This is a genomic window from Pseudidiomarina insulisalsae (genome assembly GCF_003987065.1).
Taxonomy (GTDB): Bacteria; Pseudomonadota; Gammaproteobacteria; order Enterobacterales; family Alteromonadaceae; genus Pseudidiomarina; species Pseudidiomarina insulisalsae.
Genome location: NZ_PIPY01000012.1, coordinates 26703 through 50002, shown reverse-complemented (window position 1 = coordinate 50002; position 23300 = coordinate 26703). Strand labels below are relative to the sequence as shown.

The following is a 23300-nucleotide window of genomic DNA, read 5'->3' as shown; positions in this document are numbered from 1 at the left end:
CTCTCTTTTGAATGGGTGATCACCCGGGATGCCGCTGCGTGCTTTGGCCCTTGAACCCACTGGTTCAAGGCGGGGCGCAAATACACGGCCGTAGGCTTCTCGATACAAGTCGAGCTTGCTCAGTAGCCGCTCAGTGAGCCCCTTTACTGATGACATCGGCTCAGGGACATTAGCGTGCTGGCGAACATCCCAGGCGATCAAAGCTGATTTTATTTCCGCCCTGGTCGCTGTTCGCTGGTAACCTGCTCCAGGGTCTCTTGCAACAACTTCACTTTCTCTTCCAGTTCCTGGATGCGTTGTTGCTGTTCATGTTCTATTTTACTACTTTCATGGCAAAGATTCAGTGCCGCCATGACGGCAATTTGCTCCGGATGACTCAGTCGGGTTGCCTGCCGAATATGTTCCAGCTTCTGATTCAGCTTGTCAGCCGCCTGCTGCAACGCAACCTCTTGCCCGTCGGGGCAATTCACTTTGTAGTGACGGTCCATCAACTTAATGTCCATGGTGCGTTGACTCATCTCACAGTTCCTTGCTGTCTTGTTTGTATTTGCCGTTAGTATGCCATATTCAGGGGGCCGTTGTCAGCTAGCCTGAAAAGCCGGACAGTGGTAGGATGCAGAGTATTATACAGCAATGGAAGACACCGCTATGTCTGATAACACGTCTGCCAGCAGCGATCTGGAAAGTTATGATCGTCTTACTGAATTTTTCGAACGTCACGACCTGCTCTCAAGTGGTGCCGAAGTGCATGGCATTCTGACCGGCATGGTCGCCAGTGGGGCCAGCATTGAGGGTGACGACTGGCTTATGTTGTTAAGTGACTTAATTAACGAAGGTAATTCCTTTGCACCGGACGTCAGACAGCGTCTGAAACTGATCGCTGAAAATACCTGTGCGAGCCTGCTTGATCCGGATCTGGGTTTTCAGCTGATCTTGCCCAGTGACCATGAGCCTTTGCCAGAGCGGCTGCAGGCACTGACCGCCTGGGTGCAGTCATTTTTAGTTGGCTTTGGCGTGAATCAAACCAACCTTGCCGGGCTCTCGGCCGATTTGCGCGAGGCTATTGACGACATGGTTGAGATCGCCAAGCTAGATATCTCCGTAGAAAATGATGAAGAAGCCGAGCGGGCCTATTTTGAAATTGTCGAATATTTACGCATTTCGGCCATGCTTTGTTTCAATGAGCTGGGTCAGCACGCCAACAGTACTTGCACGACCAATAAAACACTTCATTAAAAAGCCCGGTTGAATCAGAAGGAGTGACGCATTTATGACAGTGACGCTGTCGCAAGCTGAATTTCAACAACGCCGGCAACGCCTGCTGGATAAACTGGCAAAAGAAAAGCAAAGCGCGATGGCGATTATTCCCAGTGCGCAACTGCAAACCCGCAGCCGTGATACGGAATTTCCTTTTCGCCAGGACAGCGACTTTTACTACCTGACCGGCTTAAACGAGCCTGATGCAGTGCTGGTGTTAGCGCCCGATACTGAGCTGCCGGTACAGTTGTACTGTCAGCCGAAAGATCCACAGCAGGAAGTCTGGCACGGTCGGCGAATGGGCGTGGCTCATGCTGTTGATCGTCTGGGCGTGGACATTGCCCACCCCATTGATGATCTGGATGAACATTTGTGGCATTTGCTGGATGGCGTGCATAGTGTTTATACCGACCACAGCAAACTCGAATTTTTGCAGCATTGTCAGAGTATTGCCGCAGAACTGCGCGCTGAAGGTAAGCGCGGTGCACAGCCCCCGCGCGCCTGGCTGGATCTTGCGCCCTGGCTGCACCAGTGGCGTTTAACGAAATCAGCGGCTGAGCTTGACATGATGCGCGAAGCAGCACGCATCTCGGTAGCTGCGCATCGTCGCGCCATGCAATTTGTTGAGCCGGGCCGGTTTGAATATCAGGTCGTGGCCGAGCTGCATCATGAATTTGCCATGCAAGGCGCCGCGGGCCCGGCGTACGGCACTATTTGTGGCAGCGGTGATAATGCCTGTATTTTGCACTACACCGAAAACAGCGCGCAGCTTCGGCACGGTGACTTACTGCTGATAGATGCCGGTGCTGAGTATCAGGGCTACGCCGGTGATATTACCCGTACGTTTCCGGTCAGTGGACGCTTCAGCGATGCACAGCGCCAGGTATATGACATCGTGTTGCGCGCACAGGAAGCTGCGCTGGCAACGGTCAAGCCGAAAAGTACCTTAATGCGCGCCCAGGACGCCGCAGCGGAAGTGATTACCGCAGGTTTGATTGAGCTCGGTATTTTGTCGGGGTCAGTAAAAAAGCATATGGAACAGGCCAGTTACCGGCGATTCCTTATTCATGGCATTGGCCACTGGTTAGGCCTTGACGTGCATGACGTCGGTGACCACCAGCAGCCCGACAAAACCACACCTTTTGCGCCGGGCATGGTGATTACGATTGAGCCTGGCGTTTATATTCCTGCCGATGCCCATGATGTCGCTGAGCAGTGGCGCGGTATCGGTATTCGTATTGAGGATGACCTGGTCATCACCGCCGACGGTTATGAAAACTTAACCGCCGACGTGCCAAAAACCATAGCAGAGATAGAAGCGTGGATGCAGAGCAAGTAACACCTATCGTAATTGCCGGTGGCGGCCTGGTCGGGTCGCTCACGGCGGTGTTGGTAGGTCGCAGCCGACCTGATGTTGCGATCAAAATTATTGAGCGCCAACCCCACGGTCCGGTCCCCGATAAGCGCACGATAGCGCTGGCTGCGGCAACCGTGAGGTTGCTTGAGCAACAGCAGTTATGGGGTGAGCTGGCCGCGCAGGCCGAGCCGATCCGGCATATTCATGTCAGTGACCGGGGGTATTTAGGTACCACGCGCTTACATGCTAAACACGAGGGCGTGGCCGCGTTGGGTTATGTGGTTTCTGCTGCAGCGCTGAATCGGGTGTTGTACGCTGCCATTGCCGCGATGCCGCAGATCGAATGGTATGGCGACAGTGCGGTTACCGAGCTTAAACAAGAGCAAAACTACTGCATTTTAAAGGTGCAAGGTCCCGAGGGAATAGCACAGTTACGGACGCAACTGCTGGTGGGCGCCGACGGACAGCGCTCCTTCGTTCGCGAGCAACTGGGTATTAAAATGCACAGTACCGACTATGACCAGGTGGGAGTTATTGCCAACGTGCAACTGAGCGAGTCGCTGGATGGTTGGGCGTATGAACGCTTTACTGAAACCGGGCCAGTGGCGCTTTTACCTTTGCCTGAGCAGCAGGCATCACTGGTCTGGAGCGTGACGGAAGCAGAAGCCGCAGAGCTCATGGCGCTGCCTGACGGGCCTTTTTTAACCCGCTTACAGCAAGCTTTTGGCTATCGCGCCGGCCGTTTCAGCGCGGTGGGCGAGCGGCTACAATTTCCCTTGCAGCTTCATCTGGCCGAACGCAGTATCAGCCATCGCGCGGTTATTGTTGGCAATGCCTCGCATACGCTGCATCCGATTGCCGGGCAGGGGTTCAATCTTGGCGTGCGTGATGCCATCTGCTTAAGTGAGCAATTAACCCGGGCCATTGATCCGGGTGCCTACCGCACTCTCGCGTCCTACTGGCAACAACGCGATGGCGATTACCAGCGGGTGATCGGTTTGACCGATTTGCTGGTGCGCGGTTTTTCCAATCATTACTGGCCGTTAAACAAAGCGCGTAATCTGGCGTTGCTGGGGTTAGATGCCGTAGCCCCTTTACGCCATAATTTTGCGCGCCAGACCATGGGCTGGGCACCTCTTGCCAGCCGGGGAGAGCGATCATGAGTCAACGCTTTTTAATTGTCGGTGGCGGCATGATCGGCCTTACCGCTGCCTTAGGTTTACGCTTGCAGGGGCATCGGGTGACCCTGTTTGAACGCGGCGCCGCGCCAGCGTTTGGCGAGGCTACGGAGCTTCGCGTCAGCGCCATTGCTCATCACAGCCGCACGTTATTGCAGCAGCTTGAGGTCTGGCAAGCTCTACCAGAGGAGCGTATTGGCCCCTATCAGGCGATGGAAGTATGGGATCACGATAGCTTCGGGCAGATTCAGTTTCACGCCAGTGAGGTGAATCAGGATGATCTGGGTGCCATTGTCGAAAATAAAGTACTCGAAGCAGCCCTCTGGCAGCAGGCGCAACGTGCCGGAGTCGAGCTCTTGGCGCAGACCGAAGTCAGCGGACATGTGATTAGTGACGACCAGGTGACCTTAACCACTGCGAGCGGAGACTATGTTGGTGACTATTTGATCGCAGCAGATGGCACCCACTCGCCGTTGCGTCAGGCTGCCGGTCTACCGCTGACCTTCTGGGATTACCAGCAGCAAGGCTGCGTTGCTGTGGTGCGCTGCTCGAAGTCGCATGACGGCTATGCCCGGCAAGTCTTTTTGCCGACCGGGCCGGTCGCCTGGTTACCGCTTGCTGATCCGCATCAGGTTTCGATTGTCTGGTCGGCAGACAATCATCATGCCGAACAGCTAAAGGCGTTATCCGATGTCGATTTCAGCAAACAGTTACAGGCCGCAAGTGACGGCGCTTTAGGGCAACTGGAAGTGATGTCAGAACGGGCCTACTTTCCGCTGCGTATGCAATACGCGCAGCGCTGGCTGCAGCAACGTTTACTGTTGCTTGGTGATGCCGCGCATAGTATTCATCCGCTGGCCGGACAGGGCGCAAACCTTGGCTTTGGCGATGTCGAGGCGTTGCTTGAAATCACCGCAAGTACCTTTGGCCAGCGTCAGTTACGTAACTGGGAGCGCGAGCGGAAAGTCGCTGCGCTGCAAATGATCGCTACCATGGAAGCGTTTAAGCGTGGCTTTGGTAATGATCAGCCGGCGTTTAAGTTGCTGCGCGGCGCCGGACTGCGCCTGGTCAACAAAGTGGCACCCCTCAAACGCGCGTTGATTAAATCCGCTCTTGGATAAAAAGCGCTAACTGCTCTGCGGCGGAGTTTTCCGCCGCGCGTTTTGACAACATGACCCCAACCTCACCGAGTTCAGGTAACTGGATGCCATCACCGCCACGTTGTAACTTCTCCAGATGCGCAGGTACGGTACTTTGCGCCAATACCGTAATACCAAGGCCACTTTCGATGGCTGCGGTGAGACCACTAAAGTCGGTATTGGTATAGGTAATGCGTGAGCTAATACCGGCCTGACGTAACGCGCGCAAGGCTCGGCGGCGGTAAATACAGCCATCAGGCGCAACCACCAGTGGCAGTGGTGAGGGCATCAGCTGACTGTCGGCGTTGCCAACCCACACCAAAGGTTCCTGGCGTAGCTCCAACCACTGCATAGGATTGGCAAGTTGCGCCGCGTCGCGCCCCCCACTTTCAGTAAGAGCGATGATAACGTCAAATTCATCGGCGCTGGCGATAAGATGCCGGCTCAGTGCTGAGGTTACTTCCAAGGCAACGTTAGGATATCCCTGAGCAAACTGGCCCAATACCTGCGGCAGCAACTTACTGGCGAACTCACTGGTAATGCCCAGGCGCACACGGCCGCTTAATTCAGGCTCCGTTAAGCGCGCAATAATCTGATCGTTCATACTCAGCATGGCGCGCGCTGTTTCCAGTAGTTCGGTGCCAGAGGGCGTCAACTGAATGCGGCCACCGACGCGCGCGTACAGGCGCACGCCGAGCATTTCTTCAAGGCGCTGCAGCTGTAGGCTGATAGCCGGCTGCGAGCGGCCTAACTGCTGCCCGGCGGCCGTAAAACTTTGCAGGTCATAGACACTGACAAAGGCACGTAAACTGTCGAGAGATAACTGCTGCATGAATGACCCGCTGAAATAGTTGTATTAAAAAAAGAAATACAAGCCAGGCAAATATAATAAATATAAATAATAGCATAAGGAATTTTAATTTGTTGCCAGCGTCATAGAGTTCTATAATTGCGCCAAATTTTTCCGACAACAGGACGACGTAGCCATGGCAAATCGTACCCCTCTTTATGACGCGCATCTGAAAGCTGGCGCAAAAATGGTCGACTTTCACGGCTGGGACATGCCGCTTAACTACGGCTCGCAAATTGAAGAGCACAATGCCGTGCGTAAAGACTCAGGTGTCTTTGATGTGTCACACATGACCATCGTTGACGTTGCGGGTGTCGACGCCAAGGCTTTCTTACGTTACATGCTGGCGAATGACGTAGCGAAACTGACGGTGCCGGGTAAGGCGCAATATAGTAGTATGCTGAACGAAAAAGGCGGCGTGATTGACGATCTGATTGTCTACTATTTCTCTGATGAGTCGTACCGTCTGGTCGTTAACTCTGCCACCCGCGAGCGCGACATGGCCTGGATTGAATCGGTCGCCCGTCGCTTCCAGGTAACAGTAACCGAGCAATCTGAATTAGCGATGATCGCACTGCAGGGCCCAAAGGCTGCTGATAAGTTGAAACTGGTTCTGGGCGGCGAAGCATTTGCTAAAGTTGAAGGCATGAAGCCGTTTATGTCAGTGCAGGTCGGTGAATTATTTATCGCCACCACCGGTTATACGGGGGAAGCCGGCTATGAAATTATTCTGCCGGCACATGCAGCCGAGAAGCTTTGGAATGAATTATTGAACGTAGGCGTACAACCGTGCGGTCTTGGCGCGCGTGACACCTTGCGTTTAGAAGCTGGCATGAATTTATACGGTCAGGACATGGACGAGAACATTACGCCGTTAGAAGCCAATATGGGCTGGAGTGTGGCGTTGGAGCCTGCCGATCGTGACTTTATTGGTCGCGAGGCACTGGAAAAGCAAAAAGCTGAAGGTCATGCAAAACTGGTGGGCCTGGTAATGCGCGAAAAAGGCGTACTACGCCATGGCCAGAAGGTCGTCGTTGATGGTGGTGAGGGTGTGATTACCTCAGGTACTTTTTCTCCGACCTTGGGCTTTTCGATCGCCATGGCACGCGTACCGAACTCTGTCGGCTCGACTGCAGAAGTGGAAATGCGCAAGAAATTCGTTACAGTTAGCGTGGTGAAACCAAGCTTCGTCAGAAATGGCAAAGCTCTGGTATAATTGCGTCCGCATCAGCTACGTACAACAGAACAATTAAAACTGAGGATCAGAACATGAGCTCAATCCCTAAAGAATTAAAGTATGCAGCAACCCACGAGTGGGTGCGCAATGACGGCGACGGTGTTTTCACCGTTGGTATTTCTGAGCATGCGCAGGACCTTTTAGGTGACATGGTATTTGTCGAGTTACCAGAAGTGGGTGATAACGTTGCCGCCGGTGACGACGTGGCAGTTGCAGAATCGGTCAAAGCAGCCTCTGATATCTATGCACCGATTGCCGGCGAAATCGTCGCCGTCAACGAAGAGCTCGAAGACTCACCGGAAACCGTGAACAGTGATCCTTATGGCGACGGCTGGCTGTTTAAGATTAAAGCCGATGACCCGAGCGAAGTCGAAAGCCTGCTTGATGCTGAAGGCTATCAAGCCGTTATCGACGAAGAATAATCAGGCAATGGAATGCGCAAACCCCGGTCACTGACACCGGGGTTTTGTGTTTCCTTAGCCACTGTATTAACCCCGAAACCGAGGGACGAGAAGTAAATGACCACAGCAACGCTTAAGCAGTTAGAGAATCATGGCGAGTTCATTGGCCGTCACATTGGCCCAAGCGCCGATGAGCAGGCTGAAATGCTGGCCGAACTAGGTGTAGATTCACTTGCAGCCTTAACTAAAGATACCGTGCCGGGCACCATTTTGCGTGAGCCTTTTTTACAGGTCGGTGAGCCGTTATCTGAACGTGAAGCATTAGCCAAGCTGAAGACCATTGCGCAAAAGAACAAAGTTCTGACCTCGTTCATCGGTATGGGTTACTACGACACCCTGGTACCGAATGTTATTTTACGCAACGTGCTGGAAAATCCAGGCTGGTACACCGCTTACACACCGTACCAGCCGGAAATTGCGCAGGGTCGCCTGGAAGCCATTCTGAACTTCCAGCAAATGACCATGGACCTGACGGGTCTGGATCTGGCCAGCGCCTCACTGCTCGATGAAGCTACTGCAGCGGCAGAAGCCATGGCAATGGCAAAACGGGTCAGTAAGAGCAAGTCAAATACCTACTTTGTTGCTGATAACGTGTATCCGCAGACCATCGACGTGGTGAAGACCCGCGCTGAGATGTTTGGTTTTGAAGTGATTGTTGGCCCGGCGCGTGAAGCCACCGAACATGATGTGTTCGGTGCGCTGCTGCAATATCCGGATCGTTTCGGTCAGTTACATAATATTGAGCAGCTGATTGCTGACATTCAGGCGCAAAAAGGTGTTGTTGCCGTAGCAGCTGATATTATGAGCCTGGTAATGCTGAAGTCACCGGGTGAAATGGGTGCCGATATGGTTCTGGGTTCAGCCCAGCGCTTTGGCGTGCCTATGGGCTACGGTGGTCCACATGCTGCCTTCTTTGCGACCCGTGACAAATATAAGCGTTCGCTGCCAGGGCGTATTATCGGTGTGTCAAAAGACAGCCGTGGTAAGCTGGCATTGCGTATGGCAATGCAAACCCGCGAGCAGCACATCCGCCGCGAGAAAGCTAACTCAAACATCTGTACCGCGCAAGTGCTGCTGGCCAATATGGCCTCGTTCTATGCGGTCTATCATGGCCCACAAGGCCTGCGTACCATTGCTGAGCGCATCCACCGCTTAACTGACATTGTCGCGCTTGGCCTGCAGGAAAAAGGCGTACAGCTGGAAACCTCGCACTGGTTCGATACCCTGACCTTTAAGCTCGAAGGCGACGCCGAAGGTATTGCTGCGCGCGCGGTGCAACAAGGTCTGAACCTTCGCATCGACGGTAACAATCAGTTTGGTGTGAGTCTTGATGAAGCGAAAACCCGTGACGACGTTGAAAAGCTGTTCATTGCGCTGTTCGGTGCTGCGCATGGTCTTGATATCGACGTGCTTGACTCGCGCGTTGCATCAGGCGAGCTGACCTCTATTCCAGTTGAGCTGGTGCGTCAAAGCGAAATTCTGAAACACGAAGTCTTCAACACGCATCACTCAGAAACTGAGATGCTGCGTTATATCAAGAAGCTGGAAAACCGCGATCTGAGCCTGAATCACAGCATGATCTCATTGGGCTCGTGCACCATGAAGCTTAATGCTACCGCGGAAATGATTCCGGTCACCTGGCCTGAGTTTGGTCAGTTGCACCCGTTCTGTCCGCAAGAACAGGCTTCAGGTTACTACGAACTGCTACAAACCTTGTCCAACTGGCTAGTTGATATTACCGGTTATGACGCTATGTCAATGCAGCCAAACTCAGGTGCACAGGGCGAGTACGCAGGTTTGCTGGCAATTCAGAAGTACCATGAAAGCCGTGGCGAAGGGCACCGCAACATTTGCTTGATCCCAAGCTCGGCACACGGTACCAACCCGGCTTCAGCACAGATGATGAGCATGAAAGTTGTGGTCGTTGACTGTGACAAGAACGGTAACGTGGATCTGAATGACCTGAAAGCAAAAGCGGCCGAAGCGGGCGATCAGCTGTCATGCATCATGGTGACCTACCCATCAACGCATGGTGTTTACGAAGAAGGTATTCGTACTATTTGTGAGGTGGTTCACGAGCATGGTGGCCAGGTCTACCTTGACGGCGCCAATATGAACGCTCAGGTAGGCGTGACCTCGCCGGGTTACATTGGCGCTGACGTATCGCACCTTAACCTGCACAAAACCTTCTGCATTCCACACGGTGGCGGCGGCCCGGGTATGGGTCCGATTGGCGTGAAGAAGCACTTGGCGCCATTCCTGCCAAACCACACTGTGGTACCGATTCAGGGAACAGGCCTGGATAATGGCGCAGTGTCAGCAGCACCTTTTGGTAGTGCCAGCATTTTACCTATTTCATGGATGTACATTGTCATGATGGGCTCACGCGGCCTGCGTGAAGCAACCGAAGTTGCGATTCTGAATGCCAATTACATTGCGAAGAAACTGGGCGGCCACTATCCGATTCTGTACAAGGGTCGTAACGATCGTGTCGCACACGAATGTATTATCGATCTGCGTCCGCTGAAAGACAGCTCTGATGTTACCGAGATGGACATCGCCAAGCGCCTGCAGGACTACGGTTTCCACTCACCTACCATGAGTTTCCCCGTAGCGGGCACGCTGATGGTCGAACCAACTGAGTCAGAATCGAAGTTCGAGCTGGACCGCTTCATTGAAGCGATGATCAGCATTCGTGAAGAAGTGCGTAAAATTGAACAGGGCGACTGGCCGAAGGACAATAACCCGCTGCATCACGCACCGCACACGCTGGCGGACATTACCGATGCGAACTGGGAGCGTCCATACGACCGCAACACCGCAGTCTATCCGGTAGCTGTAGTTGCCGAGAACAAGTTCTGGCCAAGCGTAAACCGTATCGATGACGTGTACGGTGACCGTAATCTGATGTGTAGCTGCCCGGCAGTGGAAAGCTACCGCTAAATCAGACGTCAACTGTGAAACGCAAAAAAGCCCTCTGATTTAAGAGGGCTTTTTTATGAGCTGGCTGAGGCCGCTAAAACTCAGACGGGTGGCTTTGTCGCTCCGCAGAAACTCCCGCAAGGCGATTTGGCTATTTTCCGGTCGGTTGGCATCGGGTCTGGCATCATGCATTAACACGATATCGCCCGGCTTTACCGCATTAAGGCGTCGGCTGATACCCGCTAAAGTCCCCCATCGACCCCAGTCGACAACGCTGCGATTCCATAGCACGGTAGTTAACTGTAACGCCTTGGCTTCTTGCAAAGTGGCGGGCCGGAACCGGCCGTAAGCAGGGCGGAATAATGTGGGCGGGCTGCCGGTTATGTCGGCCAGCGTATGGTAGCAGCGCTGCAATTCGGCGCGGGCTTCCGCTGCGCTTAAGCGCCAGGGGTGGTCGTGGGTGTAGCTGTGAATACCAATATCGTGGCCACCCTCCGCTAGTTGTCGTATATGCTTAGGATAGGCCTTACAAGCCTCCCCGAGCACAAAAAAACTGGCCCGGATCTCATACTCTGCAAGCAGATCCAATAGCGGAGGTGTGAACCGAGGGTCAGGACCATCATCGAAAGTAAGGTAAACGCGCGGCTCAGAAGATGCTCCCCGGGTGGTAATATTAAGAAAGCCGTTGGGCCACATAAGAGCTTTTTCCTTCAATCGTATCGCGTAGTTGCGTCGGTGTGAGCCAGAACTGATGAGGGATGAGCTGACGGTTCTGATGCGCCTGTAACTGCGGGAACAGCGCTAACAGTAACAGCCGAAAATGCCAGTGCAATAGCCAACGTCGCCAGCCCGGTGGTAACGGGTGGCTCTCGAAGCCTACTTTTTCGCCATGCGTTTTAAACCAGGTCACGCCAGTGATGGCTTTAATCTCATGCTCCGCATAACGTTTTTGTAAGTCGTCGTGGAGTTGCTCCATCGACTTTATTAACGCTTTGCCAAACGCCCAGACCACGCGGCGCGACGAGGTCTGCTTGGGGTCTTGATGCAACTTCGCCATAAAGTCGTTGTTAAAATGCAACACCAGAATTGCATCACCCGGTGCCACCTTGGTACCGTCCTGAAATACCTGAGGCTGGCCCTCGTAGTATTGTTTTTTGACCTGTAAAAAATCGTCCACCGCTTCTAATTTATGCCAGCGGCGATAGGCTCTGTCGTAGCTCAGGTAGCAACTGTTTAAAAGTCGCCAGAGGTGTGATCTCAGCATAATTCGAATCCCTGATTTAATGGGCGATTTTCGGCTCTGTCACGGAACTGCTTGAGGCCGGTAGCACTTCCATAATACGCATGGCTACTTGCTCTGCAGCATTACGATGACCCGCTTCATAGGCACGCTTTTGTGTGGCAGCGAGTAATTCAGGTTCCGCAAATAACTGTGCGATCGACGCGCAAAGTTGTTCAGGAGACAGTTTATCGCCGATACCATTCTGCTTTAAAAACTCGACATTATGCGCTTCCTGTCCACCTAGCGAACAGGTCGCGAAAAAAGGCCGCCCGCACGCCAGCGCCTCGCTCACTGATAAACCGCCGGGTTTACCTACCACCACGTCTGCAGCGGTAATTAGCTGCGCCATATTTTCTACCCAGTCGAACAGTATTAACTGAGACGGGTAGGCTTGCTGTAAACTGCGCAAGCGATGGTAATCATCGCCGCTATTTCCGGCAGTAACCAGTATTTGTAAGTTGCTTCCGGCTTTACACAAGCACTCTACGGTAGGCACCAGCCCAATGCCGTACTGACCGCCGGTGACCAGTGCCGTCGGTTTGTCGCTACTTAGTTTTAATGCGGCCCGAGCCGCACTTTGGGACGGCGGCGTTCGAAACTGCTGATCCAGAGGGATTCCGGTTTCGAAGATACGGTTCGATGGTACGTCCCACGCTGCTAATTGTTCAGCAACAGCACGTGAGGGCACACAATAACCATCGGTCGTCGGTCTGACCCACACTTTTTGCAGGCCGTAATCGGTAAGTACGCTTAGAGCAGGAATATCTCTGAACTGTTGTTTTTCTTTTAGTCGTGAAAATAACGCAGCAGGATACATTTGCGTGGCCACTACCACGTCGGGAGCAATGGCTTCTATGCGCTCCTTTATGCGGCGTAGTAGCACGGTTCGCTTTAATAATAACAGGCTACGTAGTATCAGTGAGTAGTTACTCCGCTCATTCTGGTTTACCAACAAATGAACATAGCTATTTAATAGCGCAGTATCGAGATTATGTTGGCCGATAGACCGCCAGCCGGTCTGACGCGGAAACCAGTGCGACAGCTGGTCGGCTAAGAACTGTTTAATGCCGTTGTCTAACGGAGCCTCGCCACTGAGCTGTTGCCAGACACCTTTGTCAAGATCGTAAAGCTTCTGATAATAGTCCGGGTAGTCCTGGGTCATTCGAAGGTAGCCGCCTTTTACCGCAGCGGCGACTTTCTCATCCATCAGCGACCACAAGTCCAAATATTCACAGCTTAAGGTTGGGAAGTGTTCGTGCAACGCCTGCTCCACCGCATTGGCGGCTCGAATATGACCGTAACCTAGCTGCGAAGTGAGAAATAATACTTTCATCGCGACTCCTTATTCGGAGAATAACTGGCCGACTTGGCGTATTTGGTTAATATCAGTAAAGCAAATGACAAGACGATTCCAAGTCCAATCATACTGTACTGCCAGGGGCCGAGAGAGTCTCCGGCGCTGTAAATGACACGACCAGTCACGCCAAAGTAAACCAGCGCCAGGGTAAAAGGGGCACTGCCCAAAAAAGTGCCCCATAAATACGGCCGCAACTCGGTTCTGGCAGCACCATACAGATAATTGTGTAAGCTGAACGGTACTAAGGGATTTAATCGCAATAAACTGATGATTCTGATATTGCCACTGGTCAGCAGGCGCATGGACTTGGATCGGAATACAGTGACAAAGCGATCGCTTGTTAACCAGTGACGCGTGATTAAGAAGCTAATTAAAGCGCCAACATTTACGGCGATAAGTGCAATGACAGAGCCTTGCAAAAAACCAAAAAAAAGACCTGCTGTTAGCGCAAAGGGCGAGAGTGGCAGCATTAAGATAACGGCCAGAATATACACGCCGGTCAGTGTCAGGCTTGCCGCCCATCCCTGATTTTTAAGCAGATTCTGCAGTAAACTTTGCCACTGTTCAGTAGAAACAGTGATCGCCAGAATAATTGCCGCTGATATGAGAATTAATGCCCCCATTATCTGCCAGCGCGCCAGCTTGGCCGGGGATATCCTGGTTCTACCCAAACGTATTTTTTGCATATCGCGCTATCCTTGACTGCTGGTCGTTTAAAGCATAGACAGAGATCCTCTGCATTACCAATGACATAATGGCGAGTGGAAAGGGACGCGCGACGAAAGGGTGTCTTAAAGCGACCGCATGTGCAACAAAATCCCGCTTTTTTTGTCGTGAACTTTGTTATTGACCTTTGTATGAGTTCCGCTAATCTGTATACATAAGTTAAAAAATAGCTATATCAAAGTGTTGTAGGGAGAACTCACGATTAAACGCATCGATATAGATAAAGCTCTCCATTTACTTGCCGAAAATCTCCGTGAAGCACGGGAGCTCAAGTTTATCGAAAACCTGGCGAAGTTGCTCAGTGAGTTGCTTGACGCTGACCATGTGGTGATTGCTGAAATATTCAGTGATGACCCCACCACTGCCCACATGGTGGCCTGCTTCTCGGGCGGCAGTTATCACCAGCCAGTCAGTTATAGTTTGGCAGGCTCTCCCTGTGAGCAAGTGCTGAGCAATCAGTCTTGCATATTTGAAAATGGCATCTGTGAGACCTTTCCCAACGACGAAATGCTGCAGGACTTAGGCGCGGAAAGTTACGTCGGTGTACCCATGTTAACCGCAGATCGAACTAAGTTGGGTCTGTTAGCGGTGCTCAACAATCAGCCCTTAAATTATCCACATGCTGCGCTTGAGCTGCTACAAGTAGCTGCAGCACAAGCGGCAGCTGAACTTGCGCAACTGCGCATCAGCCGCAACCTGCATGAAAGCCAACGGCGGTTGCAAACCTTAATGAACTCACTGCCGGGCATGGCCTACCGCTGTAAAAACGATGAGCTGTGGACCATGGAAATCGTCAGTCGGGGTGCTCAGGCATTGACCGGCTATCATTCCACCGAGCTGATCGATAATGCGGTGATTGCCTGGGGCGATATTATCCATCCCGAAGATCATGCCACCGTCGTCCAGGCTGTGGATGACGCCGTTGCGCGCGATAAGTATTTTAAAGTGGCATACCGGATTATCTGTGCCGAAGGTCAGATCCGCTGGGTTTGGGAGCAGGGCAAGGGTATTCGCAATCCAGACGGCAAAGTTACCCACTTCGAGGGATTTATCCTCGATGTTACTGAGCAACGGCAACATGAGCAGAACATTGCCGCGATAGCCTTTCGCGATGAGCTGACCGGGCTGGCGAATCGTGCTGCGCTGCTGGAGCATCTGCAACGCGAGTACGAACAACATCCTGATCAGGATTATCTGTTGGTATTGGTCGATATCCGCCATTTTCGCAATATTAATGAACGCTTCGGCTTGCATGCCGGCGACCGGCTGTTAAAGGTAGTAGGGCAACGCCTGGACGAGGGCGCGGCAGACTTCGATGATATTGTGCTCGTAGCGCGGGTTACGGGTGACGAGTTCGTGGTGCTGGTCAAGAGCAGTTTTGAGAAAGTTGAGCAGTTTCTGACAGTTGCGAATAGTCTGAAGCGCTTTTTTGATGATCCTGTACTGCTTGGTGAGCAGAGTCTGGCGTTACAATTACGTATGAGCGGTGCCTATAGCCATAGTGCGAGTTCGGCAACTGAGCTTTTGCAGCAGGCCAGTATTGCCATGTACGAGGCGAAGCTGCATGAACTGTCATTTTGTATTTTTGATGAACAGCTGGAGCGTAAAGTCTCGGCTGAGCGGCATCAAACTGAGCGTTTTTTAGCGGCGCTGGAGAAGCATGAGCTGACTATTTATCTGCAGCCACAGATTGATCTTAAAAGTGGTGAATGTGTCGGTGCCGAAGTATTATGCCGTTGGTTTGATCAGGAACTCGGCACCGTCAAGCCAGATGTATTTATTGACATCGCGCGTAAGCAAGGCGTACTTGCTGAGCTTGGCATTCAGGTATTGAGTAAAACCACTGAGGTATTGCGCAAATGGCAGCGGGATTACGAAGCCATTCCTAAGGTCTCAGTGAATGTCGGCGCGCAACAGTTCACTTCTCCCGAAATAGTAGAAGACTTTCTGTATTGTATCCGAGACGTCCGTCCTGAGCAGATCACGCTGGAAATAACCGAAAGCGATCTGATGGTGGATCCCGTGCTGGCACTGACAGTCACGCGTCGTCTGCGCGACCATGGTTTTAAACTGGCGATTGATGACTTCGGTACTGGCTACTCTTCCCTAGCCTACCTGCAGCAATTCGCCGTCGATATTCTAAAAATTGATATCTCGTTTGTGCAGGCCATGTTGCGTGATGAGCAAAGTAAAACGTTGGTCAACACTATTATTGCCATGGCCCGTTCACTGGGTCTGGAGACCGTTGCTGAAGGCGTTGAGACCACTGAGCAGGCGGCACTGCTAAAAGAACTTGGCTGTCACTTCGGACAAGGCTATTATTTTGGTCATCCGGTGTCACCGGATGATTTCGAAAAACAATGGCTGGCGGACAAAAAAGCGGCCGTGTCCCTTAAAACCTAATAATAATAAAAGTCTTCATTATGATGGCATCAACTTCTCAGCACCGGCTTAAAAGCCTGGGGCCGGGTATCATTCTCGCCGCCGCCGCGGTGGGCGCATCGCATCTGGTGGCCGCGACGCAGGCCGGGGCACTTTTTGGCTGGCAGTTGTGGTGGCTCATTTTGCTGGTGAATGTGCTTAAGTATCCGTTTTTCCGCTTTGGCGTAACTTATACACTGACGCACAATGAAAGCTTAGTAAGTGGTTACTATCGCAAGCATAAGCTTTATCTTTGGGGCTTTATTGTTCTGAACCTGATTGCTGCGGTGGTCAACACCGCAGGTGTTTTGCTTTTAACCGCGAGCTTATTGCAGCTCTTCCTACCGCAACTGAGCCTGACGCTGCTGTGCTGGCTGATCTTACTGGCATGTTTATTGGTGCTGCTGGGCGGGCAATACCGCAGCCTTGATGCCATTTCGAAGTGGATCATGGTCAGCCTGTCGCTGGCTACTTTGGCAGCAGTGGTTATTGCCTGGGTAGGACATCAGCCGCCCCCTGCCGACTTTGTCGCACCGTCACCCTGGGAGCTGTCCGCGCTGGCATTTCTGGTCGCCATGATGGGCTGGATGCCAGTGCCGATTGAACTGTCAGCTATCAATTCATTGTGGTTGCGCAGTAAGCAAAAACTGACGGCGGTAACGCTCAAGGATGGCCTGTTCGATTTTAACCTCGGTTACTGGGCAACCGCGGTGCTGGCGCTGGTATTTATGGCCTTAGGTGCCATGGTGCAATTTGGTGCGGCGCAACCCATAGCCATGGCCGGCAGCACCTTTGCGCAACAGTTTGTCGCCATGTACAGCGCGACCATTGGTGCCTGGTCCGAGTATCTGGTCGGCGGTATCGCGTTTTTATGCATGTTTGGTACTACACTCGCGGTGCTTGACGGTTACGCCCGTACCTTACGTGAAGGACATCGCTTGTTGACGAAGCGTCGCACAAGCTTACGCGGGTGGATTATCGGACAGTCGGTGGCCGGTATGTTAGTGATTCTTTACTTCCAGACCGCGTTAGGCCCGATGCTAAGCTTCGCGATGACCCTGGCGTTTCTGACGACGCCGTTCTTCGCCTGGCTGAACTGTATGCTGGTACGTAAACATGCGATGCCGGGTCTGATGCATGGCTATGCGTGGCTTGGACTCATTTACTTGATCGGCTTCGCCCTGCTTTTTACCTATTGGTTACTGGCCTACTAGCACCTGAAAAGGTGCCAGTTATCCGCAATTCCGTGGCGTTGAACTCACAGCACTTGAGCTTTCGCCACGCATCTCTTTAAATGGTACGACGCTTACAAGAATGAGGTTAAATCCGATGAAATTAGTTTCGCATGCTATCAGTGCAAGTTGTGTGGCTGCCACACTGTTGCTGAGCCCTATGGCGAATGCTGTGCAGGCGCCGGAATTGCCGGTTGCCAAAATCGCTGCCGATGACGTCGTGGTCACCAGTCATCAGGCCACTATTAATGGCGAACGTTTTGAATACACCGCAACGACCGGAACCCAGCCGGTGTTCAATGAAAACGGTGAGGCCACCGCTGCGCTGTTCTTTACTTATTACGAGCGCCAGGGCATAAAAAATCGTGAAAACCGGCCGTTACTTATTTCATTTAACGGTGGCCCTGGCTCAGCCTCAGTCTGGATGCATGTTGCCTACACCGGACCTAAGTCACTACGGGTCGATGATGAAGGCTTTCCTATCATGCCTTACGGCGTAAAAGATAACCCTCATTCGGTGCTTGATGTGGCCGATATTGTCTTCGTAAACCCGGTCAATACTGGTTATTCGCGCGTACTGCCTAACGCTGAGGGTGAAATGCCATCGCGTGACCAGCAACAAAAAATGTTCTTTGGGGTGAACGCCGACGTGCGCTATCTGGCCGACTGGATCAATACCTTTGTCACGCGCCAGGAACGCTGGCGCTCACCGAAGTACCTGATTGGTGAAAGCTACGGTACTACCCGGGTTTCAGGTCTCGCGCTGGAACTGCAAAACCGCCAGTGGATGTACTTAAACGGTGTGGTTCTGGTGTCACCAACTGAAATTGGTATCGACCGTCAGGGACCCGTCGAAGCAGCGAACCGCCTGCCTTATTTCGCCGCGACCGCGTGGTATCACAACGCCCTTGATAATGAACTGCAAAATAAAGATTTGCTCGACATGCTTGAGGAAGTTGAGAGCTATACGTTAAACACCTATCTTCCAGCCTTAGCGAAAGGCACTATGCTACCAGAGGCTGAGCGTGAGCAAGTCGCAGAGCAAGTTGCCCGCTACTCAGGCTTAAGCAAGCAGACGGTACTGCGGGCCAATCTTGATATCAATCCGCGTTTCTTCTGGAAAGAACTGCTGCGCGATCGCGGCCGTACCGTAGGTCGTCTGGATTCACGTTATCTGGGTATCGACCGTGATGATGTCGGTGACAGCCCGGATTACAATTCAGAGCTAACCTCGTGGTTACACTCATTTACGCCGGCAATCAATTATTACCTGCGTGAAGAGCTGAACTATGAAACAGACGTGAAATACAACATGTTCGGTCCGGTGCACCCATGGGATCGCACCAATAACAACACAGGTGAGAACTTACGCCAGGCAATGGCGCAAAATCCTTACTTAAATGTGTTGATTCAGTCGGGCTACTTTGACGGCGCGACCAACTATTTTGACGCCAAGTACACCGGCTGGCACATCGACCCAAGCGGTCGCATGGAAGATCGCATTGACTTTAAAGGTTATCGCAGCGGTCACATGATGTATCTGCGCGCGGAAGATCTTGAGTTAGCTAATGACGACCTGCGCGACTTCATTAAGTCGACGCTGCCAGGCAAAGGCGAGGCCGCCAAATACGACTAAAAGGCCGCCTGAACCGCGGTACCCTGCAACAAATATAAAGGTCTGACTATGAAAAAGTTATCTACGCTGGCCCTTGCGGTCAGCGTTGCACTCTCGCTACCTGCGTACGCGCAGGACGACACCAGCTGGGATGTTCAAAATCCACAAGGCGAATTTAAAGACGTTCAGATTAAGGTGAACGAAGGCACCTGGATGAATGTCGATATGAGCCCCGATGGCCAATATATCGTCTTTGATTTACTGGGTGATATTTATCGCATGCCTGCGAAAGGTGGCGAGGCAGAGTTGCTGGCTGGCGGTATCGCCTGGCAGATGCAACCGGTGTACTCACCTGATGGCAAGTACATTGCGTTTACCTCTGACGCCAGCGGTGGCGACAATATATGGGTCATGGATGCCGACGGCAGCAACGCCCGGGTCGTCACCAACGAAACCTTCCGTTTGCTGAATAGCCCGGCCTGGAGCCCTGACAGCCAGTTTCTGGTTGCCCGTAAGCACTACACCGCACGTCGCTCGCTGGGTGCCGGCGAGGTCTGGATGTATCACGTCAACGGTGGTTCTGGTGTGCAACTGACAGAGCGCCCGAATGATCAGAAAGATCTGGGTGAGCCTGCGTTTTCACCCGATGGGCGGTACATTTATTTTTCTCAGGACGACACGCCGGGCAAAACCTTCCATTACAGCAAGGATTCGCTTGAAGGTATCTACACGCTGAAGCGTTTTGATCGCGAAACCGGTGACATCGATGTTATCCGTGGTGGCCCTGGCGGCGCGATTCGTCCGACACCTTCGCCAGACGGTAAGCACCTCGCTTACATTAAGCGCGAAGACTTTGACAGCGTACTTTACCTTTACAACCTTGAGACAGGTGAAGAGCAACGCTTGTATACCCAGTTAGATCGCGACATGCAGGAAACCTGGGCTATTCATGGCGTGTATCCGACCATGGATTGGACGCCGGACGGCAAAGAACTAGTATTCTGGGCCGATGGTAAAATTATGCGCCTCGAGGTGGCCTCACGGCAGACCCGCGTGATTCCTTTTAGCGTTGAGACCACCAAAAAAGTGCAGACCGCATTGCACTTTAAACAGAACATTGAAGCTGACGACTTTAAAGTGAAAATGCTGCGCAACGTACAGGTCGCACCTGATGGCAGCAGCGTGGTGTACGAGGCGCTAGGTCATTTGTATGAGCGCAGCTTACCTGACGGTCAGCCAAAGCGCCTGACCGAGCGCGAAGGCCAGTGGGAGTTGTACCCAAGTTACTCACGTAGCGGTGACAAGTTAGTTTATGTAACCTGGGATGATCAGGAGCAGGGCCAACTTATTGTTCGTGATCTGCGCAGCGGTAAAGAGCAGATTTTGCCTACCGGCAAAGGAAAGTTCATTGAACCGGTATTCAGCCCCGATGGCAAGGCCGTGGTTTATCGTAAAGTACGTGGTGGGTACATTACGCCTGACAGTTATGGCGTGAATCCGGGCGTGTATCATTTGCCCCTGCAAGGTGACGCGACGCCGCGTCTGATCAGTGAAAATGGTTTTCAGCCGCAGTTTGGTAAGCGTAACGATCGCGTTTATCTGATGGATTCTTCAGGCGCGCAGAAGCTGCTGGCCGTCGACATTGCAACGAAAGATCAACGCACCTTGTATAGCTCGGAGCACGCCACCGAATACCGCGTCTCGCCGGATGGCCAGCACCTGGCTTTTGCGGAGCGTTTTAAGGTATTCGTCACGCCACTAGTGGAACGTGGTGCACCGATCACTATCAGTCCAAACGATAAGCAGTTCCCGGTTGAGCAACTCTCCGTTCGCGCCGGTGAAAATATTTCCTGGACCAAAGACGGTAAATCGATTTACTGGTCACTGGGCCCTGAACTCTATCACGCCTCGGTTGCCGGTCTGTTTGCCATTGACGCCACCGATTCTGAGTTCGATAAAGTCGCCAGCGGTACCGATATCAGCTTCACTCAGGACAAAGCGATTCATGATGAGACCGTAGCGTTTGTGGGTGGCCAGGTCATCACCATGAACGGCGACAAGGTGATTGCTGAGGGCACCGTAGTTGTGCGAGGCAATAAAATTGTGGCGGTGGGTACGAAAGATGATGTTCAGGTGCCTGCAGGCGCGATTATTATTGATACAGCCGGCAAAACTATTATGCCAGGCCTGTTTGATGGTCACGCGCACGGACCTGCCGGTGAATATGAAATTATTCCTGAGCAGAATTGGCAGAGCTATGCGAATCTGGCATTTGGTGTGACTGCCATTCATGACCCGTCGAATGACACGTCGGAAATTTTCACCGCCAGCGAAATGCAAAAAGCCGGTTTGATTGCCGCTCCTCGTACGTTTTCAACAGGTACGATTTTATATGGCGCGAATGGACCCGGCTACACTTCGCACATTGATAGTCTCGATGACGCGAAATTTCATTTAGAGCGTCTGAAGAAAGTCGGTGCGTTCTCGGTGAAAAGCTATAATCAACCGCGCCGGAATCAGCGCCAACAAGTGATTCAGGCTGGCCGCGAGCTGGAAATGATGGTCGTTCCTGAGGGCGGTTCACTACTGCAACATAACCTTTCGATGGTAGCTGATGGTCATACGACCATTGAACACTCGATTCCGGTTGCAGAAATTTATGACGACATTGAGCAGTTTTGGAAACAAACCGATGTCTACTATACGCCTACTTTAGGTGTTGCTTACGGCGGTATCTGGGGTGAGAACTACTGGTATGCCGAAACCGAAGTCTGGAAACATCCGAAGCTGAGCAAATTCGTTCCGCAAGATGCATTAGTGGGTAAAGCGATGCGCCGCGAGAAAGCACCGCATCATCACTATAACCACATCAACAATGCCGAGGTGGCGAAGCGCTTGACTGATGCCGGTGTGAAAGTGGTTTCAGGTGCCCACGGGCAACGTGAAGGCCTGGCTCAGCATTGGGAGATCTGGATGATGGCGCAAGGTGGCATGACCCCACTTGAAGCACTTGCGACAGCAACCATTAACCCAGCAACTGAGTTCGGTATGGGTCACGCCATCGGTTCACTTGAGGAGGGCAAACTGGCCGATATCATCGTTATTGACGGTGATCCGCTGGCCGATATCCGGGTGACAGATCGGGTTACTCACACCATGGTAAATGGACGTCTGTATGATGCGACGACCATGAATCAGCTGGTGCCTGCTGCCGCGCCTCGGGCGAAATTCTTCTGGGAATAGACCAAGGTCGTAACAGCCACGGCTGTATATTTTGGCGAAGCTAGTTATAATCCCGCTATATTCGTATAGCGGGATTTATTTTTTTTATGAATAACATTAAAGATATCGACCTGAATTTGCTGGTTTATCTCGACGTGCTGCTGCGCGAACGTAATGTCACCAAAGCCGCGGCCCAGTTAAACATCACCCAACCCGCAATGAGTAACGGGCTGAAGCGGCTACGTAGTTTACTCAATGATCCTATTCTGGTGCGCACCAGCGAAGGCATGATTCCGACCGAGACGGCAAAACGTATGCAGGAGCCGGTGCGGCAAATCCTTTACTCAGTCGAGGAGATGGTACAGCCAGCCCGTGAATTCGATCCGGCGACGACCGACAGAGTGTTTCGCATTATGGCTTCTGATTATGCCGCATCCACGCTGTTACCAAGGTTATTACCGGCAATTCAGCAACAGGCGCCCGCGGTGACTCTGGATATCATGACCCCCAGCGACATTAGTTTTCACGATGTTGAAAACGGCAAGGTCGACCTGGCGATTAACCGGTTTGAGAAATTACCGCAGTCGTTTCATCAAAAAGCCTTATGGGAAGATGATTTTTCCTGCCTGATGCGTCATGACCACCCGCTACTGGACGACTATTCACTGGATAATTATCTTAAAGCCGAGCATGTCTGGGTCAGTAAAACAGGTTTTGGGGTGGGCGTCGGGATGGACCCGCAGGACGTACAGAAGCTGGGCTGGGTGGATGAAGCGCTGGCAGACCTTGGCTGTAAGCGTGACATCCGGGTTTTTACCCGCAACTATCATGTGGCCATGCACTTAGCGCGACAAGGTCTGATCGCGACCTTGCCGACCCGCGCGGCAAATCTTTATCAGGACGATGACACGCTGACCATCCGCCGTCCGCCATTTGCAATCCCTGATTTGGATCTGGCCATGATCTGGAGCCCGCTATTGCAGCATGACGCCGGCCACCGCTGGTTCCGCCAGTTAGTAGCGGAAACCGCGGCGAGCGGATAAT

The 23300-nt window shown here is 52.5% G+C and carries 18 protein-coding genes and 1 other RNA gene; 12 read left to right on the top strand and 7 right to left on the bottom strand.

Going from position 1 to position 23300, the window contains the following annotated elements; translation table 11 throughout:
* Window positions 1-16: 16 nt before the first annotated feature.
* Window positions 17-199: non-coding RNA, 6S RNA (ssrS, locus tag CWI71_RS11060), on the bottom strand.
* 10 nt (window positions 200-209) lie between these two features.
* Window positions 210-518 (bottom strand): cell division protein ZapA, encoded by a 309-nt coding sequence (locus CWI71_RS11055; RefSeq protein ID WP_126755329.1) that lies wholly within the window; start codon window positions 516-518, stop codon window positions 210-212.
* Between the two features lie 130 nt (window positions 519-648).
* On the opposite strand from CWI71_RS11055, the gene CWI71_RS11050 reads away from it, so the two are divergent.
* Genes CWI71_RS11050 through CWI71_RS11035 form a run of 4 tightly spaced genes read left to right on the top strand, consistent with a single transcriptional unit; the run spans window position 649 to window position 4913 of the window.
* Entirely contained in the window at window positions 649-1236 is a 588-nt protein-coding gene (locus CWI71_RS11050) for a UPF0149 family protein (RefSeq protein WP_126755328.1), read from the top strand.
* Between the two features lie 34 nt (window positions 1237-1270).
* The gene (gene pepP, locus CWI71_RS11045; protein WP_126755327.1) at window positions 1271-2596 is read left to right on the top strand and encodes a Xaa-Pro aminopeptidase; all 1326 of its coding nucleotides are present in this window, start codon (window positions 1271-1273) and stop codon (window positions 2594-2596) included.
* Complete coding sequence (gene ubiH / locus CWI71_RS11040) at window positions 2578-3777, top strand: 2-octaprenyl-6-methoxyphenyl hydroxylase (protein ID WP_126755326.1); 1200 nt, start codon at window positions 2578-2580, stop codon at window positions 3775-3777. Before pepP ends, ubiH begins: the two co-directional genes overlap by 19 nt.
* Window positions 3774-4913, top strand: coding sequence for an FAD-dependent oxidoreductase (locus CWI71_RS11035; protein ID WP_126755325.1), 1140 nt, complete (start codon window positions 3774-3776; stop codon window positions 4911-4913). The genes ubiH and CWI71_RS11035 overlap by 4 nt, the downstream gene beginning before the upstream one ends.
* Here CWI71_RS11035 and CWI71_RS11030 read toward each other — a convergent pair.
* Entirely contained in the window at window positions 4894-5763 is an 870-nt protein-coding gene (locus CWI71_RS11030) for a LysR family transcriptional regulator (RefSeq protein ID WP_126755324.1), read from the bottom strand. The two genes, CWI71_RS11035 and CWI71_RS11030, sit on opposite strands and share 20 nt — an antisense overlap.
* 154 nt (window positions 5764-5917) lie before the next feature.
* Between CWI71_RS11030 and gcvT the strand changes: the two genes are divergently transcribed.
* From gcvT to gcvP, 3 genes are all read left to right on the top strand, one after another.
* Window positions 5918-6997, top strand: a complete 1080-nt coding sequence (gene gcvT, locus CWI71_RS11025) for a glycine cleavage system aminomethyltransferase GcvT (RefSeq protein ID WP_126755323.1) — start codon at window positions 5918-5920, stop codon at window positions 6995-6997.
* A 53-nt stretch (window positions 6998-7050) separates the two neighbouring features.
* Window positions 7051-7440 (top strand): glycine cleavage system protein GcvH, encoded by a 390-nt coding sequence (gcvH, locus tag CWI71_RS11020; protein ID WP_126755322.1) that lies wholly within the window; start codon window positions 7051-7053, stop codon window positions 7438-7440.
* A gap of 96 nt (window positions 7441-7536) precedes the next feature.
* Window positions 7537-10422, top strand: a complete 2886-nt coding sequence (gene gcvP, locus CWI71_RS11015; RefSeq protein WP_126755321.1) for an aminomethyl-transferring glycine dehydrogenase — start codon at window positions 7537-7539, stop codon at window positions 10420-10422.
* Between the two features lie 39 nt (window positions 10423-10461).
* On the opposite strand, the gene CWI71_RS11010 is transcribed toward gcvP, so the two are convergent.
* Genes CWI71_RS11010 through CWI71_RS10995 form a run of 4 tightly spaced genes read right to left on the bottom strand, consistent with a single transcriptional unit; the run spans window position 10462 to window position 13726 of the window.
* Window positions 10462-11097 (bottom strand): polysaccharide deacetylase family protein, encoded by a 636-nt coding sequence (locus CWI71_RS11010; RefSeq protein WP_126755320.1) that lies wholly within the window; start codon window positions 11095-11097, stop codon window positions 10462-10464.
* Window positions 11075-11665: a YkoP family protein gene (locus CWI71_RS11005; protein ID WP_126755319.1), complete on the bottom strand. Its 591-nt coding sequence runs from the start codon at window positions 11663-11665 to the stop codon at window positions 11075-11077. The genes CWI71_RS11010 and CWI71_RS11005 overlap by 23 nt, the downstream gene beginning before the upstream one ends.
* A 16-nt stretch (window positions 11666-11681) precedes the next feature.
* Window positions 11682-13016, bottom strand: a complete 1335-nt coding sequence (locus CWI71_RS11000; RefSeq protein ID WP_126755318.1) for an MGDG synthase family glycosyltransferase — start codon at window positions 13014-13016, stop codon at window positions 11682-11684.
* Window positions 13013-13726, bottom strand: coding sequence for a TVP38/TMEM64 family protein (locus tag CWI71_RS10995; RefSeq protein WP_126755317.1), 714 nt, complete (start codon window positions 13724-13726; stop codon window positions 13013-13015). The genes CWI71_RS11000 and CWI71_RS10995 overlap by 4 nt, the downstream gene beginning before the upstream one ends.
* A gap of 241 nt (window positions 13727-13967) precedes the next feature.
* Here CWI71_RS10995 and CWI71_RS10990 point away from each other — a divergent pair, with 241 nt between their 5' ends.
* The 5 genes from CWI71_RS10990 (at window position 13968) to CWI71_RS10970 (ending at window position 23299) form a co-directional block, all read left to right on the top strand.
* A complete protein-coding gene (locus tag CWI71_RS10990) occupies window positions 13968-16169 on the top strand; it encodes a putative bifunctional diguanylate cyclase/phosphodiesterase (RefSeq protein ID WP_338050059.1) in 2202 nt (733 codons plus the stop codon).
* Window positions 16170-16189: 20 nt separating this feature from the next.
* Entirely contained in the window at window positions 16190-17401 is a 1212-nt protein-coding gene (locus tag CWI71_RS10985; protein WP_126755315.1) for an NRAMP family divalent metal transporter, read from the top strand.
* A gap of 115 nt (window positions 17402-17516) precedes the next feature.
* The gene (locus CWI71_RS10980) at window positions 17517-19055 is read left to right on the top strand and encodes a S10 family peptidase (RefSeq protein ID WP_126755314.1); all 1539 of its coding nucleotides are present in this window, start codon (window positions 17517-17519) and stop codon (window positions 19053-19055) included.
* A gap of 48 nt (window positions 19056-19103) precedes the next feature.
* On the top strand, window positions 19104-22277 hold the full coding sequence (locus tag CWI71_RS10975) for an amidohydrolase family protein (RefSeq protein WP_126755313.1): 3174 nt from the start codon (window positions 19104-19106) through the stop codon (window positions 22275-22277).
* Between the two features lie 86 nt (window positions 22278-22363).
* Complete coding sequence (locus CWI71_RS10970; RefSeq protein ID WP_126755312.1) at window positions 22364-23299, top strand: LysR family transcriptional regulator; 936 nt, start codon at window positions 22364-22366, stop codon at window positions 23297-23299.
* Window position 23300: the final 1 nt, after the last annotated feature.